10 protein-coding genes are annotated in these 11,608 nt (G+C 73.4%); 7 read left to right on the forward strand and 3 right to left on the reverse strand.

All coding sequences use genetic code 11. The features are described 5' to 3' along the window. Positions 1–1,008, forward strand: a 1,008-nt coding sequence (locus tag IE321_RS38555; protein ID WP_190226352.1) for a hypothetical protein, incomplete at its 5' end; no start/stop codon positions are given. A 156-nt stretch (positions 1,009–1,164) separates the two neighbouring features. On the opposite strand, the gene IE321_RS38560 is transcribed toward IE321_RS38555, so the two are convergent. Further along, positions 1,165–2,025 carry a L,D-transpeptidase family protein gene (locus IE321_RS38560; protein WP_063766050.1) on the reverse strand — a complete coding sequence of 287 codons (861 nt, stop codon included), beginning with the start codon at positions 2,023–2,025 and terminating at the stop codon, positions 1,165–1,167. Between the two features lie 201 nt (positions 2,026–2,226). Here IE321_RS38560 and IE321_RS38565 point away from each other — a divergent pair, with 201 nt between their 5' ends. The 3 genes from IE321_RS38565 (at position 2,227) to IE321_RS38575 (ending at position 5,418) form a co-directional block, all read left to right on the forward strand. Beyond that, complete coding sequence (locus IE321_RS38565; RefSeq protein ID WP_043225889.1) at positions 2,227–3,807, forward strand: acyl-CoA mutase large subunit family protein; 1,581 nt, start codon at positions 2,227–2,229, stop codon at positions 3,805–3,807. A gap of 74 nt (positions 3,808–3,881) precedes the next feature. Next, the gene (gene leuE / locus IE321_RS38570; RefSeq protein WP_043225888.1) at positions 3,882–4,538 is read left to right on the forward strand and encodes a leucine efflux protein LeuE; all 657 of its coding nucleotides are present in this window, start codon (positions 3,882–3,884) and stop codon (positions 4,536–4,538) included. Between the two features lie 58 nt (positions 4,539–4,596). Continuing rightward, the gene (locus tag IE321_RS38575) at positions 4,597–5,418 is read left to right on the forward strand and encodes a MerR family transcriptional regulator (protein ID WP_190226353.1); all 822 of its coding nucleotides are present in this window, start codon (positions 4,597–4,599) and stop codon (positions 5,416–5,418) included. A 48-nt stretch (positions 5,419–5,466) separates the two neighbouring features. Here IE321_RS38575 and IE321_RS38580 read toward each other — a convergent pair whose 3' ends face one another. Further along, positions 5,467–6,795, reverse strand: coding sequence for a polysialyltransferase family glycosyltransferase (locus IE321_RS38580; protein WP_190226354.1), 1,329 nt, complete (start codon positions 6,793–6,795; stop codon positions 5,467–5,469). Then, on the reverse strand, positions 6,792–7,823 hold the full coding sequence (locus IE321_RS38585; RefSeq protein ID WP_043225885.1) for a glycosyltransferase family 2 protein: 1,032 nt from the start codon (positions 7,821–7,823) through the stop codon (positions 6,792–6,794). Before IE321_RS38585 ends, IE321_RS38580 begins: the two co-directional genes overlap by 4 nt. A 219-nt stretch (positions 7,824–8,042) precedes the next feature. Between IE321_RS38585 and IE321_RS38590 the strand changes: the two genes are divergently transcribed. Genes IE321_RS38590 through IE321_RS38600 form a run of 3 tightly spaced genes read left to right on the forward strand, consistent with a single transcriptional unit; the run spans position 8,043 to position 11,519 of the window. After that, complete coding sequence (locus tag IE321_RS38590) at positions 8,043–9,398, forward strand: DUF6716 putative glycosyltransferase (protein WP_190226355.1); 1,356 nt, start codon at positions 8,043–8,045, stop codon at positions 9,396–9,398. After that, entirely contained in the window at positions 9,398–10,612 is a 1,215-nt protein-coding gene (locus tag IE321_RS38595; RefSeq protein ID WP_043225884.1) for an acylneuraminate cytidylyltransferase, read from the forward strand. Before IE321_RS38590 ends, IE321_RS38595 begins: the two co-directional genes overlap by 1 nt. A 13-nt stretch (positions 10,613–10,625) precedes the next feature. After that, complete coding sequence (locus tag IE321_RS38600; protein WP_190226356.1) at positions 10,626–11,519, forward strand: N-acetylneuraminate synthase family protein; 894 nt, start codon at positions 10,626–10,628, stop codon at positions 11,517–11,519. The last annotated feature ends 89 nt before the right edge of the window (positions 11,520–11,608 follow it).

Genomic DNA, 11,608 nt, shown 5'->3' on the forward strand with positions numbered 1-11,608 from the left:
GCCGCCGCCGCTCCCGCCCCCGGCGCCCCGCTCGCCGGCGAGGAGGCCGCACTCACCGCCTTCCGCACCGCCACAGCGGCCCGCGCCGCGGCCCGGGCCGCCGCCACCGCCGCCGTCTCCGCCGACCTCGGACGGGTCCGACTCACCACCGCGACCGGCGCCGGCCGGTCGTGGGGACGCTCCCTGCGCTACGGACTGGCCGCCGCGCTCGCCGCCGTCACCGTCGGCGGCGTCGCCGTCGCCGCCGGGACCGGGGTGCTCCCGCTGGGCGACCGGGAACCCTCCCGCACGGTCACCGCCGCCGAGACCGCCACCCCGCCCGACCCGCGCGCGACGCCCTCCGCCGGCATCGAGAGCCACCCGGACCCGTCCCGCGACGCCGGCCACCCCGCCGGCACGTCCGCCCCCGGCACCAGCCCCACGGCCCGGCCCGACGCCACCGCCTCCGGCGGGACCCCCGGCCGCGGCCCGGCCGAGCCCACCGCCGGGCAGCGGGACGACACCGAGGGCGAGCGCAGGGCCAGGGCCTGCCGCGAGTACCGCGCCGGCCGCCTCGACGCGGCCGACCGCCGCCGGCTCTCCGGCGCCCTGCGCGCCGGCGATTCCCTGCGCGCCTACTGCGACCGGCTCCTCGCGGCCGGAACCCCCGCGGACGGGAAGGGCGGCGACAAGGACAAGGACAAGGGCGAGGACACCGGCGGGAACGACGCCGGGGACAAGGGCGACGACAAGAACGACGGGGCCGACGGGAACGACTCGGACCTCGGCCACGGCACCGTCCCCACCCCCTCCGACCCCGGCCGCAAGCGCGCCAAGGGCAACGGCACGGACAAGCCCGACCCGAAGGACCGGCCCCGGCTCAGGCCGAAGGCGGCCCGGTCGGACACCCGGCCGCCCTCGCGGACGGAGCCGGACACCCGCCGGGACACCCGCCGGGACACCCGGCTCACGGCTGCCGCGCCCGCCCCGGAGACCTGCCCGACGGGAGCCCCCGGCACGGGGGTGTGACACTTTCGGGCCCGCCGGCGCAGTAAGGAGTGAGCCGACTGGTCATCGGCCGCGCAGAGAGCCGGGGTTCCCCCCGTACCTACGGCTCCGCGCACCCGGCGCGGGTGGGGCACGTTCCCCCGGTCCCACCCGCGCCCCTTCTCCTCTCCCCGTTCGCTACCAGTGGACGACGACCTTGTCGCCGACCTTCACCTGGTCGAAGAGGGCCGAGAGCTTCGCCCGGTCCCGGACGTTGACGCAGCCGTGCGACGCGCCGTTGTAGCCGCGCGCCGCGAAGTCCGCCGAGTAGTGCACGGCCTGGCCGCCGCTGAAGAACATCGCGTACGGCATCGGCGTGTGGTAGATCGTCGACGTCCACTCCTTGGCCTTCCAGCCCACCGAGAAGATGCCCTCGCGGGTCGGCGTGTTCTCCGAGCCGAAGCGCACGTCCATCGACGACACCACCCGGCCGTCGATCATCCAGGCCAGGGTCCGGCTCTCCTTGCTGATGCAGAGCACCCGGCCCGTCATGCAGCGCGCGTCCGGCGTGTCCAGCTTGTTGGTGGTGGACGGCTTCAGCTCGTCCGCCGTCGGCTTCTTCGTCATCCCGAGCAGCCGCTGCCAGGTCGCCCCGTCCACCGACCCCGTCTCCGGGAGCCCCCGCTTCTTCTGGAAGCCCGAGACCGCCTTCGCCGTGATCGAACCGTAGAAGCCGGTCGGCGCCCGGTCGAAGTAGTCCAGCTGGCGCAGCCGCGCCTGGAGCTCCCGCACCTGCTCGTTCTCGTCGCCGTCCTTCATCAGCGCCTTCGCGGCGGGCGCGGGCGACGACGGCTTCCCGTCCGGCGTCGCCGTCCCGGACGCGGACGGAGCCGGAGGAGTCGCGGACGAGGACGCGGACGGGCGCGCGGACGCGCCGGTCGTCGGCGCCGACGGCTTCCCGCCCCCCGATCCCGCCGCCTGGGCCGTACAGCCCGTGGCGACGAGCGCGACGGCGGCGGTCGCGAGAACGGCTCTGCGTATGGCGGATGAACGCTTCATGGTGGCCCCCCGGGGAATGAACTGTGCCCATAGGGATGCTTCCCGTACCCCTTCGGTTGCGCACCCGTTCGATCGAGTGGTCATGCTGTGAGGAAGGTCCCAGCGTGCTGGCCTCCTCCGGGCCGCACACCCGCCGCTACAGTCCGTCGCGAGGGTCGGTACCGCGAAGAGCGGCAGCAGGTCAATCGGGAGGCACAAGCAATGGCGCGCGAGTCGGAGTCGGGACTGCCCATCGAGCCGGTGTACGGCGCGGACGCTCTGGAGGGCTGGGACCCGGCGGAGAAGCTGGGGGAGCCGGGCGCGTACCCCTTCACGCGCGGCGTGTACCCGTCGATGTACACCGGACGGCCGTGGACGATGCGGCAGTACGCCGGCTTCGGCACCGCCGTGGAGTCGAACGCCCGGTACAAGCAGCTGATCGACAACGGCACGATGGGCCTGTCGGTCGCCTTCGACCTGCCCACCCAGATGGGCCACGACTCGGACGCGGCGATCGCGTCGGGCGAGGTCGGCAAGGTCGGCGTGGCGATCGACTCGGTCGACGACATGCGGGTGCTGTTCGACGGGATCCCGCTGGACAAGGTGTCGACGTCGATGACGATCAACGCCCCCGCCTCGCTGCTGCTGCTGATGTACCAGCTCGTCGGCGAGGAGCAGGGCGTCCCCGCGGACAAGCTCACGGGCACGATCCAGAACGACGTGCTGAAGGAGTACATCGCCCGCGGCACGTACATCTTCCCGCCCAAGCCCTCGCTGCGGCTGATCGCGGACATCTTCAAGTACTGCCGCGCCGAGATCCCGAAGTGGAACACCATCTCGATCTCCGGCTACCACATGGCCGAGGCCGGTGCCTCGCCCGCGCAGGAGATCGCCTTCACGCTGGCCGACGGCATCGAGTACGTCCGCACGGCGGTCGCGGCCGGCATGGACGTCGACGACTTCGCGCCGCGCCTGTCGTTCTTCTTCGTGGCCCGGACGACGATCCTGGAGGAGGTGGCGAAGTTCCGCGCCGCCCGCCGGATCTGGGCCCGGGTGATGAAGGAGGAGTTCGGCGCGAAGAACCCCAAGTCGCTGATGCTCCGCTTCCACACCCAGACCGCCGGCGTGCAGCTCACGGCCCAGCAGCCCGAGGTCAACCTGGTCCGCGTCGCCGTCCAGGGCCTGGCGGCCGTGCTCGGCGGCACGCAGTCGCTGCACACCAACTCCTTCGACGAGGCCATCGCCCTGCCGACGGACAAGTCCGCCCGCCTCGCGCTGCGCACGCAGCAGGTCCTCGCGTACGAGACCGACGTGACCGCCACCGTGGACCCCTTCGCCGGGTCGTACGTCGTCGAGAAGATGACGGACGACGTGGAGGCCGCCGCGCTGGAGCTCATGGCCAAGGTCGAGGAGCTGGGCGGCGCGGTCAACGCGATCGAGCGCGGCTTCCAGAAGAGCGAGATCGAGCGCTCGGCGTACCGCATCGCCCAGGAGACGGACTCCGGCGAGCGGGTCGTCGTCGGCGTCAACCGCTACACGATCGACGTCGAGGAGCCCTACGAGCCGCTGCGGGTCGACCCGGCGATCGAGGCCCAGCAGGCCGACCGGCTGGCGAAGCTGCGGGCCGAGCGGGACCAGGCGGCGGTCGACGCGGCGCTGGCGGAGCTGAAGAAGGCGGCCGAGGGCACGGACAACGTCCTCTACCCGATGAAGGACGCGCTCAAGGCCCGCGCCACCGTCGGCGAGGTCTGCGACGCCCTGCGCGAGGTCTGGGGCACCTACGTCCCCAGCGACGTCTTCTAGTCGGACGGGCCCTGACGGTCCCTCGTAGACGCAGGTCACAGCGGAGTGTCGTACTCGTGTGCGACACTCCGCCCATGCTGGGTGTCACCGATCTGCCGACCTATCTCGCCGGGCTCGTCCTCATCATCCTCCTCCCGGGGCCGAACTCGCTCTACGTGCTGTCCGTGGCCGCCCGCAAGGGCACCAGGACCGGCTACAAAGCCGCCGCGGGCGTCTTCACCGGCGACACGATCCTGATGACGCTGGCCGCCCTCGGCGCGGCCTCCCTGCTCCAGACCACGCCGCTGCTCTTCACCGTCGTCAAGTACGCGGGCGCCGGCTACCTGGCCTGGATGGCGTACGGCATGCTCCGCGCCGCCCTCGACCTGTGGCGCTCCCGCCGCGAACCCGCCGCCGCCACCGAGACGGCGGCCGAGAGCGGCTCCACCGAGCACCCCTACCGCCGGGCGCTCATCATCAGCCTCTTCAACCCGAAGGCGATCCTCTTCCTGATCTCCTTCTTCGTGCAGTTCGTGGACCCCTCCTACGCCTACCCGGCGCTCTCCTTCCTGGTCCTCGGCTCCCTGCTCCAGCTCGGCAGCTTCCTCTACCTCACCACCCTGATCTTCAGCGGCACCCGCCTCTCCGCCGCCTTCCGCCGCCGCAAGCGCCTCTCCGCCGGCGCCACCTCCGCCGCCGGCGCCCTCTTCCTCGGCTTCGCCGTGAAACTCTCCCTCAGCAGCGCCGCCTGACGCCGGACCCGTGCCGTTTGACCCTCACACCATGTGAGGCCGTTCCGTAGGGGGCGTCATGTTTGCCATCGGAGACTTCGCCCGGCACGGGCGGGTGTCGGTCCGGATGCTGCGTCACTACGACGGCATCGGACTGCTGCGCCCGGCCCACGTCGACCCGCACAGCGGCTACCGCTTCTACAGCGCGGACCAGCTCGCCCGGCTCAACCGCGTCATCGCGCTCAAGGACCTCGGCTTCACCCTGGAACAGGTGGGGGCCATCCTCGACGACGAGATCGGCGCGGACGAGCTGCGCGGGATGCTGCGGCTGCGCCGGACCGAGCTGGAAACGGCGCTGGAAGAGGCGCGGGCCCGGCTCGCCCAGGTCGGTGCGCGGCTCCGAGCCATCGAGAGCGAGGGACGCATGTCCACGCAGGACGTCGTCGTCAAGAAGATCCCCGCCGTCCGGATCGCCGAGCTGAGCGCGGCCGCCGCCGGCTTCGAGCCGGAGGACATCACGCCCGTCATCGGACCGCTGTACGGCGAGCTGTGCGGCCGTCTGGAGGCCGCCGGGGTCACCGGCTTCGGGCCCGGGATCGCGTACTACGAGGACGCGGGGAAGGGCGACGGCTCGGTCGTCGTGCACGCCTGCATGACCGTGCCCGACGGCACCGAGGCCGAGGGCGTGCGGGTGCACGTGCTGGCCGGGATCGAGGAGGCCGCCACCGTCGTCCACCGCGGCTCCATGGACGACGTCCTGCCGACCGCGCAGGCCCTCGCCTCCTGGATCGACACCAACGGCTACGCCTCCGCCGGCTACGCCCGCGAGCTGTACCTGGAGTGCCCGGAGGACCCGGCCGGCTGGGTGACCGAGATCCAGGAGCCGATCCGCCGCTCCTGACGGCGGCGGGGCCCGGGACCTCCGCACAGGTCCCGGGCCGGTCGGGGGCTACTTCCTCAGCGCCTTGCGCAGCCGCAGCGCCCGGCGCGCCAGCCGGCGGACCTTCGGGTGCCGGGGGACCGGCAGCCCGCCCGGGAGGTCGAGGACGGTGAGCCGGCGGCGGGTGAAGTGGTGCCGGGTGCGCTCGGCGTACGGCCCGGACAGGTGGCGTACCGCCGCCTCCCGCAGGTCGGCCCGTATGTTCGGCTGCATCGCGAAGCCGACGGCGGCGACCAGGTCGTCCAGGCGGGCGGCGTCCGTCACCGGCGCGTCGTCCTCCGGGCCCGGCACCAGAGGCGGGACGACCGCGTCGACCACGGTCAGCGGGATCCGGTTGCTGTTCTGGAACGGCGTGAGCCGCTGGAGCAGCTCCCGGGTGCCGACCCGGGCGACCGGCAGGCCGTAGAAGGTGCGGGCCGTCATCAGCGCCGTCGAGAAGCAGCCGACGACCAGCGCGGGCCGCAGCTCGCGGTAGAGCACCTCGGCGAGCACCGGGCGGGTCTCCACGGACAGTTCGGCGCCGAGCCGGTCCGCCTCCTCGCCGAGCGAACGCGTCCAGGAGTCGGGCGCGGTGGGGTGCGGCTTGAAGACCAGGCGCCGGTGGCCGCGGGCGACCGCGCCGCGCACCATGTCCAGGTGCAGCTCCTCCTCCTCGGCGGCCGTCATCAGGTTCAGCGCGGCCAGGTACTGGCCGAGGAGCAGGGCGGGGCCCTCGCCGGCGGCGGCGGGCGCGTCGGTGCCCGCCAGCTCCTCGACGACCTCGGTGAACGCCTCCACCGGTACGGTCTCCGGCACCGTGCCGAACTCGCCGAGCAGCAGCGGCCGCAGGCCCGGCACCAGGTCGAGGTGGAGCAGGCGGGCGGCCCGGCCGCCGACCAGCGGGTCGATCTTGTTGCGGGTGGGGCCGTAGCTCATCAGCCCGTCCGCGTAGACGGTGATCGCCGCCTCCGGGAGGAGGGTGGCGAGGGCGAGCGCCGGGGTGACCTGGATGGACTCCAGGACCAGCTCGATCCGGTCGTCGCCGAGGCCCCAGAGCGTGTGGAGGTGGCGCTGGAGCATCGGCACGTCCTGGCCGCGCGGGGTCCAGCCGCCGGGGTGGAGGGGCGAGATCGTCTCGTTCCAGGACAGCACCTCGTCGAAGCGGTCGCGGATCCGGGCGAAGCCCTCGGACGCGACGAAGGCCGGGGTGGTCTCCGGGATCGGCGCGTTGTCGGTGACGAGCAGGATCCGGCGGGCCGCGCTGTCGAAGCAGCCGCTGTCCATGGCGGCGGCCAGGGTGACCGCGCCGTACAGGGTGGACGCGGCGAAGATCTGGGTCGTGTCGCGGGCCGTGCTCACGCGGCCACCTCCGAGGGGGTCGGGCCGGTGGCCGGGCCCCGGCCGCCCGGCGGGGCCGGCGGCGGCGGTGCGGGGCGCCGGCGGCGCAGTCTGCGCAGGACCGCGGCGCGGTCGCCGCCCATCGCGGTCAGCGCCTCGTCGAGGACGTCCTGGGGCATGCGGCGCAGCGCGCCCGCGCTCATCGCCTTCAGCTGCCGGGCCACCTCGGGCTCGAACTTCTCGATGGATCCGACGTGATGGGCGATCACCGCGCAATAGGTGCGGACGGCTTTCGGGAGAAAGCGGTCCGCGTCCTTGTCCCGGGCGGTCTCCTCGACGACCTGGTCGAATGCGCGGATGAAATCCAATTGCCGGACGTCGCCGATCTGGGTGAGCGAGGTCGCCACTCCGCGCCGGTAGAAGACGCCGAGTTCTCCGATGGCCGCGAAGGATTCCGCCTCGCGGTGCAGCCGCCAGATCCACGGCCGGTCCTCGGCGGTGCGCAGCCCGTGCGGGAAGTGCAGCAGGCCCCGGTCGAGGAGCCGGCGGTGGTAGATCCCGGCCCATGCGAAGGGGTAGTCGACGGAGGTGGTGCGGTGGGCGGGGAGGATCGCCCCGCGCGGGTCGAGGACCTCGCCGCGGCGCGGCACGGGCACCCGGCGGACCGAACGGGCGCGGCCGGTGACCGAGGTGTGGTCGGTGCGCAGGAAGTCGCAGCCGAGGTCCTCGGCGGCGGCGACCAGGCGCCCGTAGTAGCCGGGGGAGAGCCAGTCGTCCCCGTCCAGGAAGGTGACCCAGGTGCCGCGGGCCGCGTCGAGGCCGGTGTTGCGGGCGGTCGCCAGGCCCTCGTTCCGCTCGTGCCGGATCAGGACGGCGCCGGGCAGTTCGCGCGCGGCCCGTTCGAGGATGTCCGGGGTGTCGTCGGACGAGCAGTCGTCGACGAGGAGGAACTCGACGTCGTCGCGGGCGTTGGCGCGCAGACTGGCGAGCGTGTCGGGGGCGTATGTCTGCACGTTGAAGAACGGCACGACGACGGAGAGCTTGACCACGCGGCCGACGCTAGGCGCCGCCCCGGCCGCTTCGCCGACCGGCCGGGGGACTTTCGGTGAACACGAAGCGGCGGGATTCTTAACCGCCTTTACCCAAGGGGTTTTCGGGCGGTCCACCGGCTGAATCCCGGGCCGCTTCAGATCGCGGAGAGGTGCTGTTCACCGTTTGTTGCCGCCCAGTTGGGCCGTAGACCGGAATGCCCTTCTAGCGTCCTCGACGTGCCAGCAAGTTCCAGTGAAGCGGTACGGATCGCCGTACTCGCGGATTCCGACACCCGGTGGAAATGGGGTGCGCTCACCGCGCGCCGCATCACCGCGGCGGACGCCGGGACCCCCGGCTCCGGCGACGGGCCCCAGGGTCCCGCCGGTTCCGCCGACCCCGTCCGTCCGGCCGAGCCCGCCGGTTTCGTCCTGCGCGGCCGGGCCACTCCCACCGCCCGCCAGCTCGCCGAGACGGGGGCCTCCACGGCCGCCCCGCGCGAGGTGACCGGCGCGGAGTTCCTGCGCGAGGTGCGGGACGCGGAGATGCGCGGCGAGCGGTACGACGTGATCGTCCTCGCGCTGGTCGGCGGTACGGTCCGGGCCGTCCTCCAGGGCCTCGCCGACCTCGGCCTCGACCGCCGGCCGGTGGTCGTCACCGGCTACGTCGGCGTGGTCTACGAGAAGCTGGCCGACGGACTGCTGCTGCGCCACGGCGCCGACGTGGTCCTCGCCAACTCCCGTCACGACGCGGACCGGTTCCGCGCCGTGTACGAAGGGGTCGGCGCGGGCGCCGGGTCGGTCGTCGAGGCCGCCCTGCCGTTCCTCGGCGGCGCGCCGTACCGCCCCGAGGAGGGCCGCGACACCCTGGTGTTCGCCGCCCAGCCGTCGGTCCCGGTCACCCGCGCCGAGCGGGCGTACGTCCTGGAGCGGCTGGTCCGGCACGCCCGGCTGCACCCCGGGCGCGAGGTCCTCCTGAAGCTCCGCTCCAAGCCGGGCGAGCACACCACGCACCTGGAGGAGCACCCGTACCAGAGGCTGGTGCGCGACCTGGACCCGCCCGCCAACTTCCGCCTCGTGTACGGACACATGGGCGAGGTCCTGGACCGCACCGACCTGCTGGTCACCGTCTCCTCCACGGCCGCCCTGGAGGCCCTGCACCGCCGGATCCCCACCGCGATCCTCACCGACTGCGGGGTCCGCGAGGTGAACGGCAACCACCACTTCATCGGCTCCGGCCTCCTCACCTCCTTCGACCGGCTCGACCGCGGCGAGACGCCCGAGCCCGACGAGGAGTGGCTGTCCCGCCAGGGCGTGGCCTCCGACGGCGGGTACGACTCCGCCTTCGACGCCGCCCGCGCGCGGGTCGCCGAGCTCCTCGCGCTGCCCGAACTCCCCCCGATCAGCCCCTACTACACCGCGGAGACGGCCCCCGGCTACCTGCCCGGGATCCTCGCCCGCCACCGCCTGGACGTCACCGCGCCCCCGGTCCGCGACAGCGGGCTGCGCCGGATCGTCCGCGAGGCGGCGCGCGGCGCCTACCGCCACGGCGTCCAGCGCGTGGCCCCCGTCGTCCGACGCCTGGGAGAACTGTGATGCCCACCTCGAAGCCGAGCCCCACCGTGCTCGCCGTCATCCCCGCCCGGGGCGGCTCCAAGGGCGTCCCCGCCAAGAACCTCGCCCCGGTCGCCGGGATCCCGCTGGTCGGCCGCGCCGTCCGGGCCTGCCTCGGCGCCGTCGGCGTCACCGACGTCGCCGTCTCCACCGACGACCCGGCCATCGCGGCCGCCGCCCGCGCCTTCGGCGCCGAGGCCGTCCCGCGCCCGGCGTCGATCGCCGGCGACACCGCCACCAGCGAGTCCGCCGTGCTGCACGCCCTCGACGCCTTCGAGGCGACGCACGGCCGCACCGCCGACGTGGTCCTCCTCGTCCAGTGCACCAGCCCCTTCCTCACCTCGGGGGAGGTCGCCGAGGCCGCCGCCCGGATCACCTCCGGCGCCGCCGACACCGCCTTCACCGCGGCCCCCTCGCACGGCTTCCTGTGGAGGGAGACCTCCGACGGCGCGACCGGCGCCGTCGGCGTCAACCACGACAAGGCCCACCGGCCGCGCCGCCAGGACCGCGAGCCCGAGTACCTGGAGACCGGCGCCGTCTACGCGATGGACGCGGCCGGATTCCGTACCCACGGCCACCGCTTCTTCGGGCGCACCGCCGTCGTCGTCACCGATCCGGCCCGCGTCCTGGAGATCGACGACCCGCACGACCTGGCCCGCGCCAAGGCCCTCGCGCCGCTCCTCGACGAGCCCGCCACCCCGGCCTTCGCCGACGTCGACGCGGTCGTCCTCGACTTCGACGGCACCCAGACCGACGACCGGGTCCACCTCGACGCGGAGGGCCGGGAGTTCGTCTCCGCCCACCGCGGCGACGGCCTCGGCATCGCGGCCCTGCGCCGCGCCGGACTGCCCGTCCTCATCCTCTCCACCGAACAGAACCCCGTCGTCGCCGCCCGCGCCCGCAAGCTGAAGATCCCCGTCCTGCACGGGATCGACCGCAAGGACCTGGCGCTGAAGGAGTGGTGCGAGGCGGAGTCGATCGACCCCGCGCGCGTCCTCTACGCCGGCAACGACGTCAACGACCTGCCCTGCTTCCACCTCGTCGGCTGGCCCGTCGCGGTGGGCAGCGCCCACGACTCCGTACGGGCCGCGGCCCGGGCGGTCACCGCCACCCCGGGCGGCTTCGGAGCGATCCGGGAGATCGCCGCCTGGCTCCTCGGACCCGAGCTGAACACCCCCACCCCTCTCTCGAACTGAAGGAAGCACCACCATGAGCACCCGTCTGCGCACCCTCGGCCCGAAGACCGCCGGTCCTGGTCGGCCCGTCTACATCTGCGGCGAGATCGGCATCAACCACAACGGCGACCTCGAGAACGCCTTCAAGCTGATCGACGTGGCCGCCGAGGCCGGCTGCGACGCCGTCAAGTTCCAGAAGCGCACCCCGGAGATCTGCACCCCGCGCGACCAGTGGGACATCGAGCGCGACACCCCCTGGGGCCGGATGACGTACATCGACTACCGCCACCGCGTGGAGTTCGGCGAGGACGAGTACCGCCAGATCGACGAGCACTGCAAGAAGCGCGGCATCGACTGGTTCGCCTCCCCGTGGGACACCGAGGCCGTCGCCTTCCTGGAGAAGTTCGACGTCCCGGCCCACAAGGTCGCCTCCGCCTCCCTCACCGACGACGAGCTGCTGCGCGAGCTGCGCGCCACCGGCCGCACCGTCATCCTCTCCACCGGCATGTCGACCCCGGCGCAGATCCGCCACGCCGTCGAGGTCCTGGGCAGCGCGAACATCCTGCTCTGCCACGCCACCTCCACCTACCCGGCCAAGGCCGAGGAGCTGAACCTGCGCGTCATCCAGACGCTCCAGGAGGAGTACCCGAACGTCCCGATCGGCTACTCCGGCCACGAGACCGGCCTCCAGACCACCCTCGCGGCGGTCGCCCTCGGCGCCACCTTCGTCGAGCGCCACATCACCCTCGACCGCGCCATGTGGGGCTCGGACCAGGCCGCCTCCGTGGAGCCGCAGGGCCTGGAGCGCCTCGTCCGCGACATCCGCACCATCGAGGCCGCGCTCGGCGACGGCGTGAAGAAGGTGTACGAGTCGGAGCTCGGCCCGATGAAGAAGCTCCGCCGGGTCCAGGGCCTCGTCTCCGCATGACCGGCCGGCTGGCGTTCGTCGAGAGCCCCGTCCAGCTCCTGAACGTCCTGGAGTGGGCGCACGCGCGCGGCCGGGGCCCCGCCCCGGCC

The sequence above is a fragment of the Streptomyces hydrogenans genome (genome assembly GCF_014656075.1).
Lineage (GTDB): Bacteria > Actinomycetota > Actinomycetes > Streptomycetales > Streptomycetaceae > Streptomyces > Streptomyces hydrogenans.